Here is a 24,816-nt window from a genome sequence, read left to right as displayed (position 1 = left end):
GCTCATGTCGGGGGCCGGGAGGCTTCGGAGTCCAGGTGACCGGGCGCCACCGCCCCGCAGCCCGGGCGGCGACGGGGAGCGAGGCGCACCAGCCAGCTCCGTTGCCGGGTGGAGAAATTGTCATCGCTCAGCAGCAGCAGTGTCGCTCGCCCATCCGGAAGCGGCGGGCCCGGGGTCATGCCCTCCCAGTTGTCCGCCGGCAGCAGGTCAGCCAGCAGGTCCCAGCCCATCAACGGCTGCAGCGGTGCGGCCCGATCCGGCGCCTGCACGGGTCCGGGCAGGCGATAGAGCTGCAGCCGGGCCCACCAGCCCTGCAGCGGGTCGTAGCCGCGCACCAGGGCGAGCAGACGGTCCTGCCGCGGCAGGGGCAGGAGTTCGGTCAGGCCCCAGTTGGCCGAGCGGGGCTGCAGCGCCAGCGGGCGCAGGGGCTGGGCTGGTGGTGCGGGGCCGATGCCGGATCCCTCCATGCGCAGCCGGGCCAGGCGCACCCTGTCGTCGCGGTCCTGTTTCAGCGGACTCTCGGCGCCGACCAGCAGCTGCTCCTCACCCCAGCGGGCCAGGCTCTCGGGCCCCTGGTTCGAGCGCAGGCCGGCATCCGGAGCGGGCCGCCAGGCCCGGGGCAGGGGCCGCTTCTCCCGGAACCGGCCGCTGGCCAGATCGAAGCGCAGCAGCGCCGGTGGCCGTCCCAGCCGGCGCCGCCCCTCGCTCACGATCCAGAGGCTGCCATCGATCCGGACCAGTCCCTCACCGTCGAAGCGCGGCGCCAGCAGTGCACCGTCGGCCCCCCGCAGCCGCAGCCGCGGCCCGTAGCGGGGTGTGTCCATCCACCCCAGCAGAGGAATCAGCTCCGGCTGGTCCGTGTCGCTCAGCAGCCACAGCGGCCGGTCCCCGCTGCCGGAGTCCGCTCCCATCGCCAGGGCGGAGAAGCCGCCCATGCGGCGGCCATCGGGGTGGCGCCTTGGCAGGGCCGTGCGGGAGATCACCTGCCAGCCGGCACTGAGGGGGCACGGCAGGGGGATGGGCGGGGCAGGCAGCACGTGAACGGTGGTTCGGTGTCATCCGGACGCGGCCCCAGTGTCGCCTGCACGGACAATCCGGGTGGGTGCAGCGCAGGCTGGAGGCCAGCACTGCACGGACGTGATGATCCGGATCCGGGGAGATCGCACCAGCCTGATGACGGCGCTCCAGGCCGCCCAGGAGGATCCCACCGCGCCACCGCGGCTCTCGGCGGCGGCCATGGCCTCCCGGCTCAGTCCGGCTCCAGGGCCGGGTCTGCAGGGCTCCCGGCCAGGGCGGCGCAGCTCGGACAGAGGGCCCGCACGCTGAAGACGCACTCGAGCATCTTGAAGCCGTTCTCGCTGGCGGCCCGGGCTCCGGCCTGGAGCACCGCCTCGCTCTCGAACTCCTCGGTGCGGCCGCAACGCACACAGACGAGATGGTGATGGTCGCGGTGGGTGTCGCCCGCCAGCTCGAAGCGGCGACCGCCGTCCTTGATCTCCAGCTCCTGCAGCAGCCCCATCGAGCTGAGCAGCCGCAGGCTGCGATACACGGTGGCCAGCGACACCCGCTCCTGCTCCTGAAGCAGATGCTGATGCACCTGCTCGGCACTCAGGTGACGGCCCTCGCCCAGCTGCTCGAACACGCCGAGCACCTTCTGCCGCTGGGGGGTGAGGCGCCGCCCCCGGCCGCGCAGACCCTGTCTCAGCAGATCGGAGACCATCGGGGCCAAACTAAGACTCAGGAGCTGGAGCTGCCCTCAGACAGCGATACGGCCGGCGCGGCCGCGGCAGCGGGTGGCCCCACCAGTCGCCGGTCCAGGTGGCCGGTGGCCGCCAGCAGTCCGTCGGCGAGGGTGGCCAGCAGCCGGTAGCAGAGCGCGATGGCCAGCAGCGGGGCCTCGGGGATGAGGCTGCCGAAGCGCAGCAGCAGCGCCGCCTCGAACACCCCCAGTCCGCCCGGCGCACCGGGCACCACCAGCCCGGCCGTCCAGGCCAGGGCGAATCCCGCGATCCACACGGGCCAGCCCGCCGCGGCCTGCTCGGAGAAGGCCACCACACAGCAGGCGAAACCGAGGAACCGGATCAGCACGAACGCCAGGGCCGCCAGCAGCGGCAGCAGGGGGTAGCCCGGCACCGACCAGGCCGGTTCAGCGGCCAGCTCCCCCTCCAGGTGCATGGCCTCGGCCCGGCTGCGCTCCAGCCGTGCCAGCAGCGGGTTGAGCCAGCGGGGCATCAGGGCCAGCAGCGGCAGCAGCGCGATCAGGCCCAGCCCGCCCTGCAGCCCGCCCAGGGGCACCAGGGCCAGAGCTGCCGTGGCCATCAGGATCGGCTCCAGCAGCACGGACACCAGCGCGGGCGCCAGGCCGAAGACCGGCTTCAGGGCCTTCACCCGTGCTGCCAGGTGCCACACATTGCCCGGCAGGTACTTGAGCACGTTGGTGGTGAGGTAGAGCGTGAACGGCTCCAGGCCCTTCGGCCAGCGCCCCAGCCAGCGCAGCAGCACCGCCCAGACACCGGCGTTGCAGACCATGCTCGTGGTGGTGATGCCCAGCCCGACCGCCAGCCACAGCCAGCCCTGGCGGCTGATGCGCAGGGCCAGAAGCTGCTGCCCCTGATCGATCACGGCGGCCGCCACGAAGCCGATGCAGGCCAGGGCAACGGCGAACTTGAGCAGGCTGCCGCGGCTCATGGATGCTCCTCCAGGGCTTCCTCAGCCTCGGCGGTGCCTGGCTGGCAGGCGGCCAGAGCGATGCGGCGCACCTCGGCCAGGGGCAGGCCACTGGCCTCGGCCAGCGCCGTCAGATCGTCGTGCTCGGGCTTGAGGGTGCGCCCGCCCGGCCGCTCCGCCTCCTTGATGCGAACGGGACCGAGGCGGGTCTGCACGGTCCGTTCGCGGCGGGGCAGGGTCCAGCGCTGCTGCACCACCTCCCGCAGGCCGAGCGTGGTGCTTTCGCGGAACCAGATCCGGCGCAGCGCCGCCGCCCGGTCCGGCCGGGCCAGGGCCTGCACCAGCACCCCCGAGCGCCCCTTCTTCATCTGGACCGGCTGGCAGACCACATCGAGGGCTCCGGCGCGTCGCAGGCACGCCTGCAGATGGGCCACCGCCTCCCCGTCGGCGTCATCGAGCTGACACTCCTGCACGAGCACCGTCTCCGGCAGCGCTCCATCCTGGCTCTCGCTCATCTGCCCCTCCAGCCAGAGCCGCACCAGGTTGGGCCGATCCAGCACCCGGTGGCCGAGGCCCACCCCCACCGCCTCGGGCCAGCCGCCCCGGCTCGTTCCGAAGCGGCTGGCGTGCACTGCCATCAGGGCCAGGCCGGTGGGCGTGAGCAGTTCGCCGGCGGGGAGATCGCCGCTGCCGGCCAGGGGAACGCCGCAGCGCCGCGCCAGCTCCAGCACCGCCGGCACGGGGACCGGCAGGCGGCCATGGGCCGTGCCGACGCTGCCGTGGCCGGCGGGTGGGCAGGCGCAGATCAGCTCCTCACAGGCCAGATGTTCGAGCGCGGCGCAGACTCCCACCACGTCGACCAGGGTGTCGAGGGCGCCGAGTTCATGGAAGTGCACCGCCTCGGGCGCCTGGCCGTGCACCGCGGCCTCGGCCTCCGCTAGGAGCGCGAACACCGCCAGCACCTTGCCGCGCAGAGGCTCCTGCAGGGGGCTCCGCTCCAGCTCGCCCCGCAGCTCGCTCCAGTGGCGCTCCTGCGGCTGGCTCTGGAGGGGCGTCACCGTGACCCGCAGGCCGCGCAGGCCGCCGCTGCGCCCTTCATCGACGCGGAGGCGCAGTTGATCGAGCAGTCCCAGGTGCCGCAGCGGCTCCTCCACCACGCCACGAGGCACCCCCAGATCCAGCAGGGCCGCCAGCAGCATGTCCCCCGCCAGGCCGGTGGGGCAGTCCACCACCAGTCGCTTCACGAGGCGCCGCCCCGGAAGAGTCGGGGGGCCTGATCCAGCAGCTGCCGGGCCTGTTGCTTCAGGGCATCGGGATCGGAGCGAAGCCGGCGGGTCACCTCCCGCCGGGCCAGTCGCTGCTCCCGCCGTGCCGTGTCGACGTCGTGACCGGAGAGCCCCCAGAGGCGTCCGAGCAGGTGGCGGTCGTCGCGGCCGCCCCAGGCCTCGCCCAGGAGCAGTTCCTCGGCGACCATGCCCGCCTGCAGCACGCGGCTCCAGCGACGCAGCTCCTCCAGGGGAAGCTTGGCGTGATCGGGCACCGAGAAGGCGGTGGCCCCGCGGCTGGTCAGGCCGGCCCGCACACAGGCCAGGCTGCCCACCAGCACCTGAGACACGGGAATGGTCTCCGCCTGCGCCATCAGCACGTGTCCGGCCTCATGGGCGGCGATGCGCCAGAGGCGTTGCTGCCCTCCAGGGAGCGCCTCGGCCAGGATGTGGCCTCCCATGCCGGAGAAGCTGGCGGCATCCAGCGTGAGGGCGGCCAGGCCGCCGGCACTGATCAGGGCCAGCCAGGAGGCCGGCAGACCGAGCATCGGCCCGGCCACCGAGAGGCCGGTGAGAGCGGCCACCACCGCCCCCGCCCGCAGGGCGGTCGCCTCGCTCTGGGAACTCATCGGATCCAGCTGCCCACCACCGGCGCGAGGGCCAGGCCCGGCCAGGCCTGGCTCACGGAGGGGGCGGGGCAGTCGAGCAGCTCCAGCGCCAGGGCGAGCACCATCAGACCACCCACGGCCGAGGGAAACTGCACGAGCGGCGAGCTCTGCGGGTCGCTGATCAGGGCGCTGAGACGGGCCGCCGCCAGAGAGAGAGGAAGCTGGAGGGCCAGCAGCGGTGCCGCCACCCAGGCCAGGGCCGCATCGGTGCCGGCGGCCAGAACGGCAGCCGCCACTCCATCGAGGCTGGACTTGACCAGCAGCAGGTCGGCATCGCCGAAGGCGCCGTTGCGCAGGCAGCCCAGCAGGGTCATCGGACCGGCGCAGAAGAGCACGAAGGCACCGGGCAGCACGCCCTCCCGCAGGCCCCCCAGACGGGCCGGCAGCCGCAGGCTGCGGTTGAGGCGCCGGCCGATGGCGCTGCCCGCCAGCAGCAGCAGCAGGGCGGGCAGGAGGGCGGGCAGCGGTCCCAGCTCCAGCTCCAGCAGAGGGGCGGCCAGGCGCAGGCCCAGCAGCACGGTGATGACCCCCAGCCAGCGGCGCCAGTGATCCTGGAGTTCACTGGGCAGCCGGTGGCCGAACCGTCTGCCAAGCCAGCCGCCCAGCACCACGGCACCGGCGTTGAACCAGGTGCCCCAGGTGGCGCTCCAGAAGCTCATCCGCGCTGGCTTCCTGGACGGGAGAGTGCCGAGCGCAGCGCCCGCAGAGGCCGGCTGGCGGGTCTGTTCTGCTCCGGCTGGCCGCCGGCGGCATCGTGCCGCTGAGGGGCGCGGGCCGGCTTGTTGCGGGCCCGGCCGCCCCGTTCGCCGCGTCGCGGCAACGGTCCGACCAGCTCGTGCTGCTCGATCTGGAGCTCCTGCCCGTGACGGCGCACATCGAGCGCCACGAACTGGCGCAGGTGATCCATGGGCAGCGTGCCCTTCAGCTGAAGCTTGAACGGCAGGGGACGCTGGCCATCGGCGCGCCGCTTCTGGCGCACCTTCAGCACCACGTCTCCGGTCTCGGGGCGGGTGAACAGCACCTCGCCGCGGATGGAGAAGTAGTTGTCGCCCTCAGGCAGGGTGTCGGAGGTGTCGGTGACCTCCTCAGAGTCCTCGTCGGTCGTGAGGGTGCTGGGCTCCCAGATCCCGACGATCTGGAGGTGCAGCTGATCGGCGGTGCGGCAGCGGGGGTAGGTGACCCAGAGGTGGGGCGCGTCGAGGTCGATGTGCCGGCGCATCAGGGTGAGCACCCGGCCCAGCACAACCGCCTCAAGCTGGCTGCCGTCCTCGGTGCTGATGTGGCCGCGGGTGAGCTCGCCGGGGTCGTCCGGGCAGTAGCGCCCGCGCACCACACCGATGGCCCGGTACTGCATCGGTTCGGTGACCGGGGAGATCGGATGGTGGCGCATCGGGCGATGGAAAAGCCGGGACCGCTCGAGCCAACCTCGATCGGGGGTTCAATGTAGCGAGCGTCAATGGTCCCCTCGTCATGCCGCCGTCTCCGGCACGACCCCTGTCCCTCCGCCGCCAGCCCTTGACGCCGCTGCAGATGGGCCTGGCCCTGCTGGCGGTGCTGCTGGCGGCCGGACTGGGCTGGGAGCTGAGTGGTGCACTGCGGCAGCGCCGGCCGGAACCGGCCCAGGACTCGACCGGTGATGCGGAGCGGGACCTGTTGCGCAGCCGGATCATGGCCGGCGATCTGAGCGAAGCCGAGCAGTACGAACTCCTCGACCGCCTGCTTCTGCTGGGCAGCATGCCGGAAGCGCTGATGCTGCTGGAGCAGATGGCCGATCGCCGCTCCGAGGACCCCGGCCTGCGCCTGATGCTGGCCGAGCTGCGCCGCACCCAGAATGACCCCGAGGGCGCCGAGCGGGAACTGCGGCTGATCCTGCACCGCACCCCTGCCCACCTGGAGGCGCTTCAGATGCTCACGCTGGTGCAGCTGGAGCAGGACCGCGCTCCCGAGGCCGAGCAGCGGCTGCGGGAGGTGATGCGGCAGCTCGGCGCGGGCGAGCGGATGGAGGTGGGTCTGATGCTGGCGGAACTACTGGGACGGCAGGAGCGCCACCAGGAGGCGCGTGCCGTTCTGCGGATGCTGGCCGGTGAGCAGCCCGGCGACGTCCGGCCCCATCTGGCCCGGGCGCTGAGTGTGATGGACCAGGGCAACACCGCAGCCGCCCTTGCGGAACTGGAGACGGCCCGCGCCGTGGCGGGTTCCGAACTGCAGCCGCTGATTGACGGTCTGGCGGCCAGCTGGAGTCTGGAGGCCATGCGGGACGGTGAGCCACCCAGTTCAGTGGAGTCGCTCGCAGCGGAGGACGAGGCGACGTCCGGGCAGCCCGAGGAGAGCGGCGGTGACCAGGAGCTCAGGGGCCGCTGAGGCTGGCGCCGGGGGTCTGCTGCGCCTCGAAGTCCCGAAGGGCGGCATCGATGGCGTCATCGGGCGGGGTGGCGTCGTCCATGGCGGTGAGCCGCCGCAGGCGGTTCATCAGCTCGAGCGGGTTGGTGGCATCGAGAATGCCCTGATCCTGGGAGCCGGTGGGGTCATAGTCGTAGAGCTCCTGTTCCTGGCGGGTCCAGCCTGAGTCCCGGCTCCAGGTGGAGTTGGGATTGGACAGGGCGGGGCCGGCGGCGAGGGCCATGCAGGGGAGGCTGGCGGCGGCGCCGAGGAGAAGACGGAGTGTGCGGGTGGCCGGCATCTCGGGATCGCGTCGTCGATCGGATGCTAGGGGTCGCACCCCGACAGCGACGATCGGTGCAGATCGCCACCTGGAACGTCAATTCCATCCGCACGCGCCTGCCGCATGTGCTCGCCTGGCTCGATCGCTGCCGGCCGGAGGTGCTCTGCCTGCAGGAGACCAAGGTGGAGAACGACCGCTTCCCCACGGCGGCCTTCGAGGCTCTCGGCTACAGCGTCGGCATTCACGGTCAGAAGACCTACAACGGCGTGGCGATCCTGAGTCGGCCCCCGATCGAGAGCCTGGAACGCGGTTTCCGGGCGGTGCTGGCGGAGGATCCTGAAACCATCGCCTGTGATGAGCAGGCCCGGGTGCTCAGCGCCTGCATCGACGGCCTGAGAGTCGTGAATCTCTACGTGCCCAACGGCTCCTCGCTTCAGTCGGACAAGTACGCCTACAAGCTGCGCTGGCTGGCCCAGCTGCGCCGCTACCTGGAGCGGCAGAGCCGCGAGCCGGAGCCCCTGTGCGTGGTGGGCGATTTCAACATCGCTCCGGATGCCCGCGATCTGCCCGATCCGGACCGCCAGACCGGGGGCATCATGGCCAGCGACGCGGAACGGCAGGCGCTGCAGCTGGCCCTCCAGGCCTGCGGCGACGGGGAGGATGCTCTGCAGGATGGCTTCCGGGCCTTCGAGCCGGGCGCCGGCCACTGGAGCTGGTGGGACTACCGCAGCGGCGCATGGGATCGCGACCGCGGCTGGCGGATCGACCACATCTATCTCGATGCCGTGCTGCTCGCCCAGGCCAGTGGCTGCTCCATCGACCGCCAGGAGCGGGGCCGCCCGCAGCCGAGTGATCACGCTCCGGTGATCGTGACCCTCAGCTGGCCGCCGGCGGGCGGGGACGAGGAGGAGTGGCTGGAGGATCAGCCCCTGGGCTGGGAGACGTGATGGCCGGCGCCTGGAAGCCCCCCTGGACGACCAGAGCCGCCTGCATCGCCTCGGCTGTCATCGGTCGTCCGTAGAAATACCCCTGGGCGATCCCGCAGCCGCGGGAGCCGAGGAATTCGGCCTGCTGCCGGGTTTCGACCCCCTCGGCGATCACCTCCAGATTCAGGGCACGGCTCAGGGCGATCACCGCATCGGCGATGGCGGCATCGTTGCCGTCGGCGGGCAGGCCGCGGATGAAGGACTTGTCGATCTTGAGCCGGCTCACCGGCAGGTGGCGCAGGTAGGCCAGGGAGGAGTAGCCCGTGCCGAAGTCGTCGACGCTGGTGCGCACGCCCATGCGCTGCAACTCCTGCAGCTGGCCGATGCTGGTCTCGATGCTGTTCATCACGCAGCTTTCGGTGAGTTCCAGTTCCAGGCAGTCGGCGGGCAGGCCGCTCCGTTCCAGGGCGTCCTCCACAGCGCTGGCGAAGTCGAGCTGCTGGATCTGGCTCCCGGCCACATTCACCGCCACATAGCCGAAGGCGAGCCCCATGTCGTGCCAGGTGCGCGCCTGGAAGCAGGCCTCCTGCAGCACGTAGTCGCCCAGCTCACGGATGAATCCGCTGCGTTCGGCCACGGGAATGAACTGGTCGGGTGTGATGGGACCCAGATCGCCGTGGTCCCAGCGCAGCAACACCTCCATCCCCAGCAGCCGGCCCGTGCGGATCTCCACCTGGGGCTGATACGCCAGTGAGAACTCACCGCAGGAGAGCCCATGCCCGAGGCCGTTGAGCAGCTGGGCCTCCCGCTGCGCGCCCGCGCTCATGTCTTCGGTGAAGCAGCAGATCGTGTTGCGGCCCTGATCCTTGGCCCGCTGAAGGGCGGTATCGGCGTGTCGGATCAGGCTCAGGCCATCGGCCCCATCCTCGGGATACACACTCAGCCCGAGGCTGCAGGTGGTGTAGAAGCGCTGCGGGCCGATCTGGAAGGGGGCCTGGAGTTCCCGGTGGATCTTGCCGGCGATGCCGCGCGCTTCGCTGGGTGCGACGAGATCATCCAGCAGCAGCAGGAATTCATCGCCGCCGATGCGGGCCACGGTGTCCGAGGAGCGCACCAGCTTCTTCAGCCGGGTGCCCAGGTGCTGGAGCAGTTCATCACCGGCCAGATGGCCGAAGCTGTTGTTGATCGGCTTGAAGCTGTCGAGATCGATGTGGATCACCGCCAGCCGGGTGCCGTCGCGCTGGGCGGCGAGCAGCCGTTTGCCGAGGAGGGCGTCGAACAGCAGACGGTTGGGCAGGCCGGTGAGGGAATCGTGCTGGCCGAGCCACTGCAGCCGGGCCTCGGTCCCCTTGCTGGCGGAAATGTCAGAGAACACACCCACGAAGCCCGTGCTCTGGCCCTCCGCGTTCCGCACCGTGCTGATCGCCATCAGCGACGGATAGATGCGTCCGTCCCTGCCCCGGTTCCACAGCTCTCCCTTCCAGCGGCCCGTCTTCAGCTCCAGCGGCCCGTCTTCAGCAGCCCCTTCCAGAGCTGCCGATAGAAGCCCCGGTCGTGGCGGCCGGACTGCAGCAGGCGCGGGTTCTTCCCGAGCACCTCGAGCCGCGTGTAGCCGGTGATGGTCTCGAAGGCCGGATTCACATCGAGGATCGTTCCCTCCAGATCCGTGATCAGCGCCCCCTCGATCGTGTTGGCGAACACGGTGGCCGTCTGCTGCAGCCTCAGTTCCGCCCGCTTGCGTTCGGTGATGTCGATGTGGACACCGAGGATGCGGCTCAGCTCCCCCTGGCTGCCGAGCACCGGCACGCCCCGGGCCAGCATCCAGCGGTCCTCGCCCCGCCGGTGCCGCAGCCGGAACTCCGACTCCCAGACCCTGCCGGGGGCCAGGAGAAAGGCCTCCAGCTACTGCTGCACCCGCGGCCTGTCGTCGGGGTGGAGCAGGCGCTTCCAGGTGGCGACGCTGTCCTCGAGTTCGTGCCGCTGATAGCCCAGCTGGGCCTTCCAGCGATCGGAGAAGAACACGCGATCGCCGGCCAGATCCCAGTCCCAGATGCCATCCAGGCTGGCCTCGGCGAGCAGTTCATAGCGCTGGTCGCTCCCCCTCACCTCGCGCTGGACGCTGGTCATTGCCCGGGCGTCGAGGTCCCGGCTGATGAGCATCAGCCGGCCGCTCGGCAGGGGGTGCACCTCGTGCTCCCGCCAGCCGCAGATCCGCTCATCGGCGTAGGGGGCGCCGGGCATCGCTTCGGCCTTGCCGCTGCCCAGCACCCGCCGCATCACGGCCAGCAGTCCGAAGGCCTCCGCTGCGGGAAACACCTCCTGCAGCTCTCGCCCCAGCACCTGCCGGTGCGACAGACCCTCCATGGCCTCGGCCCGCCGGTTGAAGGCCAGGATGCGGAAGCGGCGGCCTCCCTCCAGCGGCTCATGCACGGACACGGCGAGAGGCAGGCCATCGAGCGCCTCCCGCAGACCCTCCTCATCGAGAGGGGTCACCGCAGTTGCCGCTGGGTCAGCCACGGCTGCCGGGGGTGCTCGGAGCCGGCGGTATCGCGGAAACAACGGAACGGTGAATCCAGCGTAGTGCGATGCCGGTGCCGCCTCCGGTGTTGCTTCCGGCGTCGCGGCCGGGTTCAGGTCTGCTCCGAGAGCACGGCTTCGATCTGCTCGGCCGGCATCGGAAGGCCATAGAGGTAGCCCTGGGCCAGTGGGCAGCCGTGATCGCGGAGAAACGCCGCCTGCTCGCGGAGCTCCACCCCCTCGGCGATCACGTCCAGCCTCAATGCCCGGCCCATGCTGATCACCGCCTCGGCGATGGCTGCGCTGTCATCGTGATCCGGAAGCCCGGCCACGAAACTGCGATCGAGCTTGAGGGCGTGGAGCGGCAGCTTCCGCAGGGCCGCCAGAGACGAGGCGCCGGTTCCGAAGTCATCGAGGCTCACAGGCACGCCCAGGTCCTTCAGGGCCTGCAGCAGCTGAGCGGCACTGCCGTTGCCGCTGCGTCGCATCAGCGCTCGCTCGGAAAACTCCAGCTCCAGATGCCTCGGCTCCAGGCCCGTCTCCTTCAGGGTCTGATCGATGCGCTCCACCAGATCACCCTGCTGCACTTCGGAGCCGGCCATGTTCACGCTGATGCGACCGAACAGCAGGCCCTGATCGAGCCAGTGCCGGCCCTGCCGGCAGGCCTGGTCCAGCACGTGAGCGGTGAGCGACCCCATCTGGCCACTGCGCTCCGCCAAGGGCACGAACAGATCGGGCGGGATGCTGCCCAGGCTGGGGTGCTGCCAGCGCAGCAGAACCTCCAGGCCCCGGAGCCGGCCGGTTTTCAGATCCACCAGGGGTTGATACATCAGTGAGAGCTGATGGCCGGCCAGGGCGGGAGCGAGGTCCTTCAGCAACCGGGCCTCCCGCTGGGCCGTGATCGTCATCTCCCGGGTGTGGAAGCTGATGCAGTTGCGGCCGAGTTCCTTGCTGCGGTACATCGCCGCATCGGCATGGCGCATCAGGCTGATCGCGTCATCGCCGTCCTGGGGGTAGAGGCTGACGCCGATGCTGCCGCTGATGCGCACCAGGTGGCTGCTGACGGTGAAGGGCCGCTGCAGGCTGCGCTGGAGCTGGTGGGCGATGATCCGCGCCTGATCGGTCGAGGCGAGCTGATCCAGCAGCAGCACGAACTCATCCCCCCCGATCCGGGCCACGCCATCGCTGGAGCGCACGGCATCCCTCAGGCGGTCAGCCACCTGCCTGAGCAGGCCATCGCCGATCAGATGGCCGAAATTGTCGTTGACGGGTTTGAAGTTGTCGAGATCCACATACACCACGGCCAGCTGGCTGTGATCGCGTTGCGCGGATTGCAAGCGCTTCTCCAGCAACGCGTCGAAGCAGGCCCGGTTGGGCAGGCCGGTGAGGGAATCGTGCTGGGAGAGGTGCTGCAGGCGTGCTTCGGTCTGTTTGCTGGTCGAGATGTCGGAGCAGACGCCCACATAGCCGTTGGCCCGACCGTTCTCATCCCGCAACCGGCTGATCGAGAGCCGAATCGGATAGGGATGGCCATCCTTGTGGCGGTTCCACACCTCACCGCTCCACTGGTTGCGATCCAGCAGCGCATTCCACATCCCCTGATAGAAGGCCTGATCCTGATGGCCTGACTTGAGAAAGCGCGGGTTCCTGCCGATGCTCTCCGCCCGGCTGTAGCCGGTGATGGTGGTGAAGGCGGCATTCACATCGAGGATCGTGGCATCGAGATCGGTGAGGATCACGGCTTCGCAGGTGTTGGCGAACACGGCCGCGGCCTGGCGGAGCTTCCGTTCATTCTGTTTGTGTGCGGTGACGTCCTGCGTGAGGCCCTCGATGCGGATCACGGCCCCCTGCTCATCCCTCACCGCAGCACCGTGGGCATGAATCCAGTGAATGGAGCCATCTGGATGGACGATCCGGTACTGGAGGTTGTGGTCTGATTCCCCCGACAGGCAGCGCGCCACGTCGTCCTGCCAGGCCTGAAAGTCGTCCGGGTGGATGGCTTGCCTCACCTCCTCGAAGGTGCCCCGGAACGAGCCGGCCTCCATTCCGTAGATGGCTTCCACTTCCTCCGACCACGTCACCGCCTGGCTGGCCACATCAAACGACCATGAACCGGTTTGCGTGGCTTTGAGCACGAAGCGGAGATGGCGTTTCTCTTCAATCAGCCTCTGCTCAGCCTGCTTGCGATCCGTGATGTTGATGTGCACACCGAGCAGGCGCACCACCTTGTTGTCGGCGTTCAGCACCGGCGTGCCTCGTGCCATCACCCACTGGTCATCGCCGCCCTTGGCCTGCATGCGGAACTCCTCGAGCCAGAGCTCCTCGGGCTGATCGAGAAACCGCTGCAGATGGGCCAGCACCCGAGTGCGATCCTCCGGGTGGAGATGGGTGGTGAAGGTTTCGAAGCTGTTGGCCAGCTCGTCATCCGCGAAGCCCAGCTGGGCCTTCCATCTGGGTGAGAGATAGAGCTGATTGTCCTCTACGTTCCAGTCCCAGATCCCGTCCAGGCTCGATTCGCTGAGCAGCTGGGTCCACTGCAGCAGGGCTCTGCTCAGGGATTCACTGGCCACGCGATCGCTCACGTCCTCGTAGACCGCCATCAACAGGCCGTTGTCCAGCCGGAAGACCCTGTTTTCCCGCCAGCCGCTGATGCGTTCGTCCTGATAGTGGGTGGGCGGCATGGTTTCGGGCCTGCCGCTGGTCTTCACCCGGTTGAGCACCTCCAGCAGCCCGAAGTCCTCCACACCGGGGAAGGCCGTTGTCAGCCGTTGGCCCAGCAGGTCCCCGCGCGGGACAGCCTCGGTCTGCTCCACCATCCGGTTGAGGCCGACGAAGACGTAGTCGTTCGCATCGGCAACGGGTCGGTAAAGAACGATTCCCCAGGGAAGCGTGTCGAGAACATCCCACAACGCCTCGTCATTCAGGAAACCCCTGGCGTCCTCCTGCTCCGGAGCGGCGGCGGCGTACGCCTCAGCGTTCTCCTCGTCTTCGGTGGGTTCCTGGGCTCTCATGGCGTTGCCTCGGCTCCCCCCCCTTGCAGTGAGGAAGGCCCAACTCCTGTCTGGCAAGGCATGTCTGGACACGCCACCGGCAGCAATGCCTAATCCAGCAGTTCAGGCTTGGCTTGCCCACCCCCTTCTGAGGACATCGGCGGAAGCGTCAATACACCTCGACCCCCGGCAGCACAGCCGCTCTCGGTGTCGCGGCCACCTTCAGGCCGGCATCGCTTCGCTCCGCCGCCTGCCGCCGCCGCAGCGACTCGCCGCAGCTGGTGGGGGTGGGGAAGATCTTGCCGGGATTGGCGCGCTGCGCGGGATCGAAGGCCTGCCGCACCAGCCGCATGGTGTCCAGATCGTCGGCGGCGAACATCCAGTCGAGGTAGCAGCGCTTGTCGGAGCCGATGCCGTGCTCGCCGCTGATGCTGCCGCCACTCTCCACGCACAGGCGCAGGATCGCGGCGCCCAGCTCCTTCACCCGGCTCTCCACCCCCGCCTCACGGCCGTCGTAGAGGATCAGCGGGTGCAGGTTGCCGTCGCCGGCGTGGAACACGTTCGCCACCGGCAGGCCGTGGTGACGGCTGAGGGCCTCGATCTCCGCCAGCACCTGCGGCAGCACGCTGCGGGGCACCACCCCGTCCTGCACGTAATACGTGGTGGTGATCTTGCCCACGGCGGCGAAGGCCGACTTGCGGCCCTTCCACAGCTGGGCCCGGTCCGCTTCGGAGTCCGCCTGGCGGATCCCGCCCGCCCCGGCTTCCCGGCAGAGCCGGTTGGTGGTGTTCACGGCGGCCTCCACCTCGGCCGGGCGCCCGTCGAGCTCGATCAGCAGCACGGCGGCCGCCTCCGGCGGGTACTCCTCGCGGCCGAACAGATCGTTCACCGCCCGGATCATGAAGTTGTCCATGATCTCCATGCCCGCCGGCAGCACCCCCGCCGCGGTGACCATGCGCACCGCCTCGCCGGCCGCCTCCATCGAGGGGAAATCGGCCAGCAGCACCGCCACCCGCCCCGGCAGCCGCGACAGCCTGAGGGTCACGGCGGTGGCGATCCCGAGGGTGCCCTCGCTGCCGATGAACACCCCGCGCAGATCGAGCTCGGGCTGTTCGCTGAAGCGCCCTCCCAGCTGGGTGATCGTGCCGTCCGGCAGCACCACCTCCAGGCCGAGCACGTGGTTGCTGGTGACGCCGTACTTCAGGCAGTGCACGCCGCCGGAGTTCTCGGCCACGTTGCCGCCGATGCTGCAGACCACCTGGCTGGAGGGATCGGGCGCGTAATAGAAGCCGTCGCCGCAGACCGCACGGGTCACCCAGCTGTTGATCACGCCCGGCTGCACCGTGATCAGCCCGTCGGCCAGGTCGGTGGCCAGGATCCGCCGCATGCGGCTGGTCACCACCAGCAGCGCCTCCTGTTCGGCCACCGCACCGCCCGACAGGCCCGTGCCGCTGCCCCGGGCCACGAACGGCAGCTCCAGCTCGTGGCAGCAGCGCAGGGCGGCCGCCACGTCAGCGGTGGTCTCCGGCAGCACCACCAGGGGTGGGGCATGCCGCTCCAGGGTGAGGCCGTCGCTGTCGTAGGTGAGGAGCTCCTGGCGCCGGCTCACCACCGCCCGTCGGGGCAGGTGACGCAGCAGGGCCCGTTCCAGCTGCGCCCAGCGGTCAGCGGCGGCTGCGGGCAAGGCGGTCACGGTTCAGTTGGATCCGCCCCGTTTTAGGCCAGGATGGTCGCCGGTCTGCACGGGCGTCCCGTGTCCGGCCCCACTTCTTCATCACCGTCTGCGGAACCCGTTTTGACCTCGGCGCCAGTGTCATCCCCTGCTCTGAACACCAGCCGTTCAGAGGAGATCTTCACCGCGGCCCAGTCGTTGATGCCCGGTGGCGTGAGTTCCCCCGTGAGGGCGTTCAAGTCGGTCGGCGGCCAGCCGATCGTCTTCGACCGGGTCAAGGGCGCCTACGCCTGGGACGTGGATGGCAACCGCTACATCGACTACATCGGCAGCTGGGGCCCCGCCATCTGCGGCCATGCACGCCCCGAGGTGGTCTCCGCTCTGCAGGAGGCCGTGGAGAAGGGCACCAGCTTCGGCGCCCCCTGCGCCCTGGAGAACCAGCTGGCCGAGATGGTGATCGACGCCGTTCCCAGCGTCGAGATGGTGCGCTTCGTCAACAGCGGCACCGAGGCCTGCATGTCGGTGCTGCGGCTGATGCGCTCCTTCACCGGTCGGGAGAAGGTGATCAAGTTCGAGGGCTGCTACCACGGCCACGCCGACATGTTCCTGGTGAAGGCCGGCTCCGGCGTCGCCACCCTCGGCCTGCCCGATTCCCCGGGTGTGCCCCGCGCCACCACCTCCAGCACCCTCACCGCCCCCTACAACGATCTGGAGGCGGTGAAGGAGCTCTTCGCCGAGAACCCCGATGCGATCGCCGGGGTGATCCTCGAGCCGATCGTGGGCAATGCCGGGTTCATCACCCCCGAACCCGGCTTCCTCGAGGGGCTGCGGGAACTGACCCGCGAGCACGGCGCTCTGCTGGTGTTCGACGAGGTGATGACCGGCTTCCGCATCAGCTACGGCGGCGCCCAGAAGCACTTCGGGGTGACACCCGACCTCACCACCATGGGCAAGGTGATCGGCGGCGGGCTGCCGGTCGGGGCCTACGGCGGCCGGGCCGACATCATGGCGATGGTCGCCCCCGCCGGCCCCATGTACCAGGCCGGCACCCTGAGCGGCAATCCCCTGGCCATGACGGCCGGCATCAAGACGCTGGAGCTGCTGCGCGAGCCGGGCACCTATGAGCGCCTGGAGGCCATGACCCAGCGCCTCAGCGCGGGCATCCTTGAGGCCGGCAAGGACGCGGGCCTGCCCATCTGCGGCGGCAGCGTCAGTGCGATGTTCGGCTTCTTCCTCTGCGCGGGGCCGGTGCACAACTTCGAGGATGCCAAGGCCTCCGACACCGCCCGCTTCGGCCGGGTGCACCGGGCCATGCTCGAGCGGGGGGTCTATCTGGCGCCGAGCGCCTTCGAGGCCGGCTTCACCTCCCTCGCCCACAGCGAGGCCGACATCGACGCCACGATCAAGGCCTTCCAGGAGAGCTTCCGCCAGGTGGCCTGAGCGGCTGGGCCGGCCCGTAGCCGCCGCCGCCGGGAGTCTCGATCGTGAGCCGGTCCCCGGCCATCGCCTCCACCTGGGCGGATCCCGGCAGCTCCTCGCTGCTGCCATCGGCCCGTTCGATCCGGTTCCGACCCACCCGGCCCGCCTCGCCGCCCGCCAGCCCGAACGGTGCCACCCGCCTGGAACCGGAGAGGATCGCCACGGTCATCGGCTCCAGGAAGTGGATCCGGCGCACCAGTCCGTCGCCGCCACGCCAGCGGCCCCTGCCGCCGCTGCCCCGCCGCAGGCCGAAACGTTCCACCCGCACCGGGTAGCGCTGCTCCAGGATTTCCGGATCGGTGAGGCGTGAGTTGGTCATGTGGGTCTGCACCCCTGACGCTCCCTCGAAACCGGACCCGGCGCCGCTGCCGCCGGCGATCGTTTCGTAGTACTGACGGCGTCCATCACCGAAGGTGAGGTTGTTCATCGTTCCCTGGCTGGCGGCGCTGGCCCCGAGGGCCCCCAGCAGCAGGTTGCACACGGCCTGGGAGGTCTCCACATTGCCGGCCACCACCGCCGCAGGAGGCCTGGGATGGAGCAGGCAGCCCTCGGGCACGATCAGCTGCAGGGGCTGGAAGCAACCCGCATTCAGGGGGATCGGCTCGCGCACCAGACAGCGGAAGACATAGAGCACCGCCGCCTTGGTCACCGCCAGCGGGGCCTGGAAGTTGTGGTCGCCCTGGGGTGATGTGCCGCTGAAATCGAGAACGGCCTCGCCCCGGGAGCGGTCCACCCGCAGCTGCAGCTGCAGCCGGGTGCCGTTGTCGAGCTCGAGGGAGAAGCGCCCGCTGCCCAGTCCCTCGATCACCCGCCGCACCGCCTGGGCGGCCTGGGCCTGGATGTGATCCATGTAGGTGGTCACCGGCTCGAGCCCCTGGCGCTGCACCAGCTGCTGCAGCTCTCGCACCCCCAGCTGGTTGGCAGCCACCTGGGCCTGCAGGTCGGCGAGCAGCTCGCCCGGGTTGCGGGGCGGCATCGGCCCCTCCCGCAGCCGTCGCTCCCACAGGCTGCGGTCGTGCTGCCCGCCTACCACAAAGGGCACGTTGCGCAGCAGCAGGCCCTCATCGCCGATGCGCCGGCTGAAGGGGGGCATGGAGCCCGGCGTCAGGCCGCCCACATCGGCATGGTGGCCGCGGCAGGCCACGAAGAACCGGGGCCCGCCGGCATCGATGTGCACCGGGGTGATCGCGGTGATGTCGGGCAGGTGAGTGCCGCCGTGGAACGGGTCGTTGCTGAGCACCGTTTCGCCGGGGCCGAGGGGGCCCCGCTCGCCGGATTCGATCTGCGCCAGCAGGTCCACCACCGCCTCCCCCATCGAGCCCAGATGCACCGGGATGTGGGGTGCGTTGGCCACCAGGGCGCCGCGGTGATCGAACAGGGCGCAGGAGAAATCGAGCCGCTCGCGGATGTTCACCGAGCGGCTGGTCTGGCGCAGGCGCTCCCCCATCTGCTCGGCGATGGCCATGAAGCGGTGGTGGAAGAGCTCGAGCAGCACCGGATCCGGCCTGGCGGCCATCGGCTCTGCCCTCGCTCCAGCGGCGGCAGGGGCGGAGGAGCCGGGGCCCGGTGCCTGCTCGCAGCGCTCCAGCAGCAGGGCGCCGTTGCCGTCGGTCTGGGCCTGCCAGCCCGGTTCCAGCACGGTGCAGCCCGTGCTCTCCACGATCAGGGCGGGCCCGCTCACCGTGTGGTCCGGCCTCAGGTCCTGCCGCTGCAGCAGGGGCACGCTCCGCCAACCCTCACCGGGCCAGTGCACCCTGGCGGCCTCCCGCGAGGGTGGCGCCTCCTGGCTGCGGCCCGTGCTCTCCGTGCCCCGTCCGCTGACGGCCACGGGCGCCACCAGCTCCACCACCAGTCGCTCCACCACCAGCGCGTCGTTGCGGGGCGGCACGTAGCCGAAGCGTTGCCGGTGGGCCTCCTCGAAAGCCATCCAGACCGCATCCCGGTCGCCGGCGGCGGGCAGCGGCAGGAGCAGACCCTGCTCGCTGGATCCGTAGCGCAGCTCGATGCGCTGGCGCCGTTCCCCATCGCCGGGGGCCGCTCCCGCCGACCAGTCCCCCGATTGCCTGAGCTCGGCCAGTCCCGCGGCGAGCTCCGCCTCGGCCTGCCGGCGCAGGTCCGTCAGCAGCGTGTCATCGAGGGCCTGCCGGATGGCCCGCTGGCGTTCCCGCCTCTGGCGCGCATGGCCGATGCCCCAGGCCGAGAGCACCCCGGCCAGGGGCGGCAGCAGCACGCGCTCGAGGCCGAGCTGTTCCGCCAGGCGGCAGGCGTGCTGCCCGCCGGCGCCGCCGAAGGCCACCAGGCTGCCGCCGCGGATGTCATGGCCCCGCTGCAGCGACACCCGCCGGATCGCGTCGGCCATCCGTTCCACCGCGATGGCCAGCGCCCCCTCGGCGACCTCCACCGGGCTGGTGCCGAGGCACTGGGCCAGCTCAGCAAAGCGGGCCTCCACCACCTGCCGGTCCGGAGGCAGGGTGCCATCGGGGCCGAACACCGCCGGGAACCGGCTCAGCTGCAGGCGCCCCAGCAGCAGGTTGGCATCGGTGATGGTGAGCGGGCCGCCGCGGCGGTAGCAGGCCGGGCCAGGGTTCGCGCCCGCCGAGCGGGGCCCCACCAGCAACCGTTGTTCCCCGTCGCTGCGGATGATCGAGCCGCCGCCCGCCGCCACCGTGTGGATCGGCAGCCGGGAGGCCATCAGGCGCTGGCCGGCCACCTCCGTCTCCGGAATGCGCGGCCAGTCCTCCTCCCGCAGGCCCGGGGCCACGTGGAACACATCGGTGGAGGTGCCGCCCATGTCGAAGCCCACCAGCGGCCCGTCCGCCAGTCCCGCCCGCTGCGCCGCCGCCACGGCGCCGACCATGCCGCCGGCCGGTCCCGAGAGGATCGTGTCCTTGGCCAGCAGTCGCAGGGGGCTGAGCAGGGAGCCGCTGGAGCCCATCACCCGCAGGCGCGGCTTGGGCCCCAGGGCGCGGCGCACCTGGGTCAGGTAGCGCTGCAGCACCGGCGCCACGGCCGCCTCCGCCAGGCAGGTCTGACCCCGAGGCACCAGACGCGGCAGCGGGCACACCTCATGGGAGCTGACCACGGTCCGGAAGCCCCGCTCCCGCAGCCAGGTCTGCAGCCGCTGCTCGTGCCGCGGCTCGGCGTAGGCATGCATCAGGGCGATGGCGCAGCTGTTCACGCCCCGCTCGCGCCATTGCTCAATCTCCCGCTCCAGGGCTCCATCGAGCTGGAGCGGCTCCACCTCCCGGCCCCGTGCATCGAGGCGGCCGCCCACCTCCACCACGCCGGCGGTCAGGCCGGCAGGTCTGCGGATGGCCAGGGCGAACAGGTCCGGCCGGTGCTGATCCCCGATCTGCAGCAGGTCTCCCAGGCCGCGGTTGGTCACGAGCAACACCGGCTCTCCGGCGGCTTCCAGCAAGGCATTGGTGGCCACGGTCGTGCCGAGGCGCACCTCGTCGATGCAACCGGCCGGGATGGCGGCACCCTCCGGCAGGCCGAGCACCTCGCCGATGGCCCGCACCGCCGGGTCGCCCCTGTGCTCCGGCTGTTCCGAGAGCACCTTGCGCACCACCACGGCTCCGTCCGGAGCGATGCCCACCAGATCGGTGAAGGTGCCGCCGCGGTCGATCCAGAACTGCCAGGCCATGGGTTCAGCGGTGGGTGGGCGGCGGCAGCGCGCGAGACCCATCATCCAGCGGTGCCCTCTGCCGGTACGGACAGGGGTGCTCCCCCACCGCGTCCTGCGCGTCCCGATGCCTCGATCCGCTGCTGCTCGCCTCAACACCATCGTCCGCAGCCGCCTCGGTGCGGCCCTGGTGCTCGCCGCACTGCTGCCGCCGCTGCTGGGGGCCTGCGGCCGCGGGCCGGGGCCGGCCCCGCAGGCAGCGGTTCCGGGACAGGAGGCCCCTGCTGCGGCTCCCCTGGACGATCGGGCCTACGCCGAGCTGCTGGCCCGCCACGTGGATGCGCGCGGTCAGGTGGACTACGCCGCGCTGCAGGCCGATCGCGCCGGCCTGGATCGCTATGCCGCGGCGATCGGAGAGGTGAGCCCCGAGCGCTTCGCCGCCTGGCCGGAGGCCGAGCAGATCGCCTTCCTGATCAACGCCTACAACGCGCTGACGCTCGTCTCGATCGTTGATCGCTACCCGGTGGACAGCATCCGATCGATCCCCGGGGTGTGGCGCTGGCGGCGCTTTCCGGTGGCGGGCCGTCAGCTCACCCTCGATGCGATCGAGCATGAGGTGCTGCGCAGGGAGTACGACGAGCCGCGCCTGCACATGGCGGTGAACTGCGCCTCCCGCGGCTGTCCGGTGCTGCGGCAGGAGCCGTACCGGGGTGCGGACCTTGAGGACCAGCTCCAGGATCAGGTGCAACGGATGCTGGCCGACCCGGCCCAGTTCCGCTTCGAGCCCGAGGCCGCTCAGGTGCGCCTCTCGGCGGTCTTCGACTGGTTCGGGGAGGATTTCGAGCCCAGGTTCGGTGAGGCCGAGCCCTACCCCGGCCTGAATGCCCGCCAGACGGCCATCCTCAATTTCCTGGCCGGCTCGCTGCCCCGGGAGCAGGCCGAGCGGCTGCGGCAGGGCAACCTGTCGGTGTCGTTCCTCGACTGGGACTGGAGCCTCAATGACCGTGAGCGCTGAAAGCGACCGGGCTGACGGGGCCCCTGCTCATCCCCCGCGATGACAGGGCTGCTCCCGAGCCTGATGGCCATCGTGCCGGTGCGGGATGAGGAGGACTCCATCGCGGCCGTGGTGGAGGAACTCCGCCGGCACGGGGTGCAGCGCTGCCGGGTGGTGGACAACGGCAGCCGCGACGGCAGCGCCGAGGCTGCCCGAAGGGCCGGGGCCGAGGTGCTGAGCGAGCCGGTGCCCGGTTATGGCCAGGCCTGCCGCCGCGGCCTGCAGGATCTGCCCGACGATGTGGAGTGGCTGCTGTTCTGCGACGGCGACGGCAGCGACGACCTCAGCCCACTGCCCCAGCTGCTGCGGGAGGCGGAAGCCGGTGCGGATCTCGTGAGCGGCAACCGCCTGGCCACGGCGGCCGGTCGGGCGGCCCTCAGCCCGGCCCAGCTGGGCGGCAACCGACTGGCCACGGCACTGATCCGCCTGGGCTGGGGCGGGCGCTGTCGGGATCTCGGCCCGCTGCGTCTGATCCGACGCAGCGCCCTGGAGCAGCTGCCGCCCCTGGATCGCGGTTTCGGCTGGATGGTGGAGATGCAGGTGCGGGCCCTGGAAGCCGGTTGGCGCATCGCCGAGCTGTCGGTGCCCTACCGCCAGCGGCGGGCCGGACACTCCAAGATCTCCGGGCGCCTGCGGGGGGTGCTGCTGGCCGGCGGCACGATTCTTCTGGCCCTGGCCCGCCTCTGGTGCCAGCGCGTCCGGGCCCGGTGGCGGGCCGGTGCCCAGCGTCTCGCCGCCTGGTCCTCAGGCCTGCTGCCGCTCTGGGCGGGGCTGCTTCTGCTGGGGGCCTGGCTGGTGCGGGGCCACGGTGGTTTTCTCGCTCCGGGTGGTCTGGGGCTGTTCTGGAGCGGTGCCGCATTGATGGGCGCCGGGTTCGCGGGCAGCTGGGCGCTGCAGCGGCCCGGAGCGCTGCCCTACTGGGGTGTGGCTCTGCTCGCCCGGCTGCTGCTCCTGGGCATGGAGCCCAGTGACGACATCTGGCGGTACCTGTGGGAGGGCCATATTCAGAACGCCGGGATCTCCCCCTATGCCCTGGCGCCGGATGCTCCGGAGCTCGAGGGACTGCGCACCCTCTGGTGGGACCGCATCAACCACCCGGGAACCAGCGCCATCTATCCGCCGCTGACCCAGTTGCTCTTCCGCCTGGTGGCGGCGCTGAGCACCAGCGTGCTGGCGTTCAAGCTGCTGGTGCTGGCGGCGGATCTCGCCGTCTGCCGCCTGCTGACGCAGCGCTGGGGCCGCGCTTCCGGGCTCCTCTACAGCTGGAATCCCCTGGTGCTGGTGGCCTTCGCCGGCGAGGGCCATCTCGACAGCCTGCTGCTGCTGGCGATGGTGCTGGCCTGGCAGGCCTGGGACAGCCGGCGACCGGTGGCGGCTGCTCTGGCGACCGGTGCCGGTCTGGCGCTCAAGTGGGTCAGTGCGCCTCTGGCGCTGTTCGTGCTGCTGCGGGGGCCAACGGCTGCGGGCCCACGCTGGCGGATGGTGGCGGCCCTCGCCCTGCCGTTCCTGCTCACCCTGCCCCTCGCCTGCGGGTTGGAGCTGTGTGTGCCGGCGCCGCTCCAGTCACGCTTCGTGCAGAACGGCCGCAGCGCCGAGCTGATTCCCGCTCTCGTGGGGCTGGTGCTGCCCGCCAGCCGTGCGGCCAACTGGCCCTGGGCGCTCGCCTTCGCCGTGGTGCTGGCCCTGCTGCTGCTGCGCTGCCGACGCTTCGAGGGGTATGCGGAGGGGAGCCTGTCGGCGTTGCTGATGCTCTCTCCGATCGTGCATGCCTGGTACGCCACCTGGCTGATGCCGTTCGCGGTGGCCACCGGCAACCTGGGCAGCCGGCTGCTCAGCCTCTCGGTGTTCAGTTACTACTGGCTGCGCGAGCAGCAGCTGCTGGGGGATCTCTCCTGGAACCTTCCGCCATTGCTGCGGCTGGCTCTGTGGGGGCCTTTTCTGCTGGGGTTGGTCCTGCAGCGGTGCTGGCCCGGCCGGCCGGGGGCCGGGTGTGACCCAGGATGCGTTCAGTCGCAGGGGGCAGGCGCCGGGTCACAGATCAGCAACCTCCCGGCCGACGGCCATCGCCACACTTCGGGCGTTCCTCAGCTCTGAGCACCATGTGGACCGCACGCCAATGCTCTCTGACGGCTCAGGCCACACTCCTGTTCACGGCCAGCGTGGCCCTGCCCGCGGTTCAGGCGGGTCCGAGGCCGATCGCCCAGACCTGCTACCAGCGCGTCTACGACGAGCGCTACGTGCCCGGCACCCCAACCCGGCAGGGGTACGTCCTGGCGGATTGGAAGGATGTGGAGGTGCCCTGCGCCCGCCCGTCGCTGGCGCCGGTGGCCCCGATCAGCCCGGCCGCCAATCTCTATGAGCCCGATGTGCCGCAGCGGGGGTACGGAGCCTGCACCGAGGGAGCTGTGATCGGCGGGCTCCTGGGCGGGGGCGTGGGGGCCGCCAGCTCCAGACCCTCGGCCCGCGGATGGGCCATCCCGCTGGGAGCGGTGGTGGGTGGCGGCCTCGGTTGCCTGCTCGATCGCAGCTGACGGTGTGTGGGTGGCGTTCGGGGGAGTGCTCAGGGGCGGTCTTCGATTGCCGCCCGATGGCCTGAGCGCGGGTGGATTCAGCGGTAGTTCTCGAATTGGAGCATGGGCTGATAATCCAGTCGTACCAATGCTTTTGAAGGGTAGCCTAGTCCCAGGTTCTTCGAATTCCTAGTACCACTTTGCCGATCTGCTTCACAGAACTTCTTGCGCTGCTGGGTCGAGGCCCTGGAGGAAGGGCATCAGGGCCTTCGGCTCTCACCCCGTCCAGGTGGGGTGGTCGTTCGCGTCCCCCTGTGATCGCCATCCAGGCCGGGAATGGGAAGGAGTACCAAGGCGGAGGTCGCTGGGTTCTGGTTTGAGCACCCCATGAGTTGCGGCTGGCGGGCGAGTGGTGCACCTGTGTCGCGGCTGGACGGGCCTCCACTTCGGGGTAACGGGAGGTGTCTCTTTGCGTTCAGACCCCTGAGCAATCTGGGTAGGGGTACCGGGGGAGATGTTGGCTTCGATGCCTTTGATTGGGCCCACGAAATTTTGCGTGAAAATCTCATCGGGAGCAGCCGTGGCTTAATCCACGACCCCGCTTCAGGATCTCAGCATCGAAGACATCCTGGAGAAGCATCAGCTCCTGTTCGAGCTGTCTGAGCTTCGGCTCCTTTCCACCCTTGAAAGCTTCATCCATCTTGGTTAGGAAAGCACGGGCCTGAGGTGTGCTCAGGTTCGCACCGTGCTTGGTCAACAGTTTGGTCATTGTTGTCTGTTC

19 protein-coding genes and 1 pseudogene are annotated in these 24,816 nt (G+C 70.4%); 6 read left to right on the top strand and 14 right to left on the bottom strand.

Features of this window, described 5'->3' with window-relative positions; translation table 11 throughout:
• Positions 1 to 2 precede the first annotated feature (2 nt).
• The 7 genes from EVJ50_RS07190 to EVJ50_RS07160 all read right to left on the bottom strand — a co-directional run bounded on the left by EVJ50_RS07190 (position 3) and on the right by EVJ50_RS07160 (position 5,990).
• Positions 3 to 1,037, bottom strand: coding sequence for an esterase-like activity of phytase family protein (locus EVJ50_RS07190; RefSeq protein ID WP_225322838.1), 1,035 nt, complete (start codon positions 1,035 to 1,037; stop codon positions 3 to 5).
• A 212-nt stretch (positions 1,038 to 1,249) separates the two neighbouring features.
• On the bottom strand, positions 1,250 to 1,720 hold the full coding sequence (locus tag EVJ50_RS07185) for a Fur family transcriptional regulator (protein ID WP_191964904.1): 471 nt from the start codon (positions 1,718 to 1,720) through the stop codon (positions 1,250 to 1,252).
• 17 nt (positions 1,721 to 1,737) lie between these two features.
• Entirely contained in the window at positions 1,738 to 2,688 is a 951-nt protein-coding gene (locus EVJ50_RS07180; RefSeq protein ID WP_150883190.1) for a lysylphosphatidylglycerol synthase domain-containing protein, read from the bottom strand.
• On the bottom strand, positions 2,685 to 3,911 hold the full coding sequence (gene larC / locus EVJ50_RS07175; protein ID WP_150883189.1) for a nickel pincer cofactor biosynthesis protein LarC: 1,227 nt from the start codon (positions 3,909 to 3,911) through the stop codon (positions 2,685 to 2,687). Before larC ends, EVJ50_RS07180 begins: the two co-directional genes overlap by 4 nt.
• Complete coding sequence (locus tag EVJ50_RS07170; protein WP_150883188.1) at positions 3,908 to 4,561, bottom strand: hypothetical protein; 654 nt, start codon at positions 4,559 to 4,561, stop codon at positions 3,908 to 3,910. The genes larC and EVJ50_RS07170 overlap by 4 nt, the downstream gene beginning before the upstream one ends.
• The gene (locus tag EVJ50_RS07165) at positions 4,558 to 5,259 is read right to left on the bottom strand and encodes a DUF554 family protein (RefSeq protein ID WP_150883187.1); all 702 of its coding nucleotides are present in this window, start codon (positions 5,257 to 5,259) and stop codon (positions 4,558 to 4,560) included. The genes EVJ50_RS07170 and EVJ50_RS07165 overlap by 4 nt, the downstream gene beginning before the upstream one ends.
• Positions 5,256 to 5,990: a hypothetical protein gene (locus EVJ50_RS07160; protein ID WP_225323131.1), complete on the bottom strand. Its 735-nt coding sequence runs from the start codon at positions 5,988 to 5,990 to the stop codon at positions 5,256 to 5,258. Before EVJ50_RS07160 ends, EVJ50_RS07165 begins: the two co-directional genes overlap by 4 nt.
• A gap of 125 nt (positions 5,991 to 6,115) precedes the next feature.
• On the opposite strand from EVJ50_RS07160, the gene EVJ50_RS07155 reads away from it, so the two are divergent.
• Positions 6,116 to 6,961 carry a tetratricopeptide repeat protein gene (locus EVJ50_RS07155; RefSeq protein WP_191964903.1) on the top strand — a complete coding sequence of 282 codons (846 nt, stop codon included), beginning with the start codon at positions 6,116 to 6,118 and terminating at the stop codon, positions 6,959 to 6,961.
• Here the strand turns inward: EVJ50_RS07155 and EVJ50_RS07150 are convergent.
• Positions 6,948 to 7,280: a hypothetical protein gene (locus EVJ50_RS07150; protein WP_225323130.1), complete on the bottom strand. Its 333-nt coding sequence runs from the start codon at positions 7,278 to 7,280 to the stop codon at positions 6,948 to 6,950. The two genes, EVJ50_RS07155 and EVJ50_RS07150, sit on opposite strands and share 14 nt — an antisense overlap.
• 56 nt (positions 7,281 to 7,336) lie before the next feature.
• On the opposite strand from EVJ50_RS07150, the gene xth reads away from it, so the two are divergent.
• Positions 7,337 to 8,209, top strand: a complete 873-nt coding sequence (gene xth, locus EVJ50_RS07145) for an exodeoxyribonuclease III (RefSeq protein WP_191964902.1) — start codon at positions 7,337 to 7,339, stop codon at positions 8,207 to 8,209.
• Here the strand turns inward: xth and EVJ50_RS07140 are convergent.
• From EVJ50_RS07140 to EVJ50_RS07120, 5 genes and pseudogenes are all read right to left on the bottom strand, one after another.
• Positions 8,139 to 9,617, bottom strand: a complete 1,479-nt coding sequence (locus tag EVJ50_RS07140) for a bifunctional diguanylate cyclase/phosphodiesterase (RefSeq protein WP_150883184.1) — start codon at positions 9,615 to 9,617, stop codon at positions 8,139 to 8,141. The genes xth and EVJ50_RS07140 overlap by 71 nt on opposite strands.
• Positions 9,618 to 9,682: 65 nt before the next feature.
• On the bottom strand, positions 9,683 to 9,889 hold the full coding sequence (locus EVJ50_RS15005; protein WP_225323172.1) for a PAS domain S-box protein: 207 nt from the start codon (positions 9,887 to 9,889) through the stop codon (positions 9,683 to 9,685).
• Positions 9,890 to 9,964: 75 nt separating this feature from the next.
• Positions 9,965 to 10,552 (bottom strand): annotated as a pseudogene (locus EVJ50_RS07130) (PAS domain-containing protein); the annotation flags it as partial.
• 266 nt (positions 10,553 to 10,818) lie between these two features.
• A complete protein-coding gene (locus EVJ50_RS07125) occupies positions 10,819 to 13,716 on the bottom strand; it encodes an EAL domain-containing protein (RefSeq protein WP_150883182.1) in 2,898 nt (965 codons plus the stop codon).
• A 148-nt stretch (positions 13,717 to 13,864) separates the two neighbouring features.
• Positions 13,865 to 15,388 (bottom strand): FAD-linked oxidase C-terminal domain-containing protein, encoded by a 1,524-nt coding sequence (locus tag EVJ50_RS07120; RefSeq protein WP_370455624.1) that lies wholly within the window; start codon positions 15,386 to 15,388, stop codon positions 13,865 to 13,867.
• A 117-nt stretch (positions 15,389 to 15,505) separates the two neighbouring features.
• Here EVJ50_RS07120 and hemL point away from each other — a divergent pair, with 117 nt between their 5' ends.
• Positions 15,506 to 16,807: a glutamate-1-semialdehyde 2,1-aminomutase gene (hemL, locus tag EVJ50_RS07115; RefSeq protein ID WP_150883181.1), complete on the top strand. Its 1,302-nt coding sequence runs from the start codon at positions 15,506 to 15,508 to the stop codon at positions 16,805 to 16,807.
• Here the strand turns inward: hemL and EVJ50_RS07110 are convergent.
• On the bottom strand, positions 16,770 to 20,492 hold the full coding sequence (locus tag EVJ50_RS07110) for a hydantoinase B/oxoprolinase family protein (RefSeq protein ID WP_150883180.1): 3,723 nt from the start codon (positions 20,490 to 20,492) through the stop codon (positions 16,770 to 16,772). The two genes, hemL and EVJ50_RS07110, sit on opposite strands and share 38 nt — an antisense overlap.
• 106 nt (positions 20,493 to 20,598) lie before the next feature.
• Here EVJ50_RS07110 and EVJ50_RS07105 point away from each other — a divergent pair, with 106 nt between their 5' ends.
• From EVJ50_RS07105 to EVJ50_RS07090, 3 genes are read left to right on the top strand one after another with little or no spacing between them, the layout of a single operon-like run.
• On the top strand, positions 20,599 to 21,486 hold the full coding sequence (locus tag EVJ50_RS07105; RefSeq protein WP_150883179.1) for a DUF547 domain-containing protein: 888 nt from the start codon (positions 20,599 to 20,601) through the stop codon (positions 21,484 to 21,486).
• A gap of 39 nt (positions 21,487 to 21,525) precedes the next feature.
• Positions 21,526 to 23,619: a glycosyltransferase family 2 protein gene (locus EVJ50_RS15000; protein ID WP_225323129.1), complete on the top strand. Its 2,094-nt coding sequence runs from the start codon at positions 21,526 to 21,528 to the stop codon at positions 23,617 to 23,619.
• 5 nt (positions 23,620 to 23,624) lie between these two features.
• Entirely contained in the window at positions 23,625 to 24,056 is a 432-nt protein-coding gene (locus EVJ50_RS07090) for a glycine zipper 2TM domain-containing protein (protein WP_191964901.1), read from the top strand.
• Positions 24,057 to 24,816 lie beyond the last annotated feature (760 nt).

This window comes from Synechococcus sp. RSCCF101 (genome assembly GCF_008807075.1).
Classification (GTDB): domain Bacteria; phylum Cyanobacteriota; class Cyanobacteriia; order PCC-6307; family Cyanobiaceae; genus RSCCF101.
The sequence above is the reverse complement of the archived record's forward strand: the minus strand, read 5'-3'. Positions and strand labels throughout refer to the sequence as shown.

What these genes read in the sequence shown, in the direction of transcription:
- EVJ50_RS07165 (WP_150883187.1), bottom strand. Translation starts at nt 5,259, where the DNA reads ATGAGCTTCTGGAGCGCCACCTGGGGCACCTGGTTCAACGCCGGTGCC.
- EVJ50_RS15000 (WP_225323129.1), top strand. Translation starts at nt 21,526, where the DNA reads ATGACAGGGCTGCTCCCGAGCCTGATGGCCATCGTGCCGGTGCGGGAT.
- EVJ50_RS07125 (WP_150883182.1), bottom strand. Translation starts at nt 13,716, where the DNA reads ATGAGAGCCCAGGAACCCACCGAAGACGAGGAGAACGCTGAGGCGTAC.
- EVJ50_RS07090 (WP_191964901.1), top strand. Translation starts at nt 23,625, where the DNA reads ATGTGGACCGCACGCCAATGCTCTCTGACGGCTCAGGCCACACTCCTG.
- EVJ50_RS07110 (WP_150883180.1), bottom strand. Translation starts at nt 20,492, where the DNA reads ATGGCCTGGCAGTTCTGGATCGACCGCGGCGGCACCTTCACCGATCTG.
- EVJ50_RS07180 (WP_150883190.1), bottom strand. Translation starts at nt 2,688, where the DNA reads ATGAGCCGCGGCAGCCTGCTCAAGTTCGCCGTTGCCCTGGCCTGCATC.
- EVJ50_RS07160 (WP_225323131.1), bottom strand. Translation starts at nt 5,990, where the DNA reads ATGCGCCACCATCCGATCTCCCCGGTCACCGAACCGATGCAGTACCGG.
- EVJ50_RS07150 (WP_225323130.1), bottom strand. Translation starts at nt 7,280, where the DNA reads ATGCCGGCCACCCGCACACTCCGTCTTCTCCTCGGCGCCGCCGCCAGC.
- EVJ50_RS07105 (WP_150883179.1), top strand. Translation starts at nt 20,599, where the DNA reads ATGCCTCGATCCGCTGCTGCTCGCCTCAACACCATCGTCCGCAGCCGC.
- EVJ50_RS07185 (WP_191964904.1), bottom strand. Translation starts at nt 1,720, where the DNA reads ATGGTCTCCGATCTGCTGAGACAGGGTCTGCGCGGCCGGGGGCGGCGC.
- EVJ50_RS07140 (WP_150883184.1), bottom strand. Translation starts at nt 9,617, where the DNA reads ATGGCGATCAGCACGGTGCGGAACGCGGAGGGCCAGAGCACGGGCTTC.
- EVJ50_RS07170 (WP_150883188.1), bottom strand. Translation starts at nt 4,561, where the DNA reads ATGAGTTCCCAGAGCGAGGCGACCGCCCTGCGGGCGGGGGCGGTGGTG.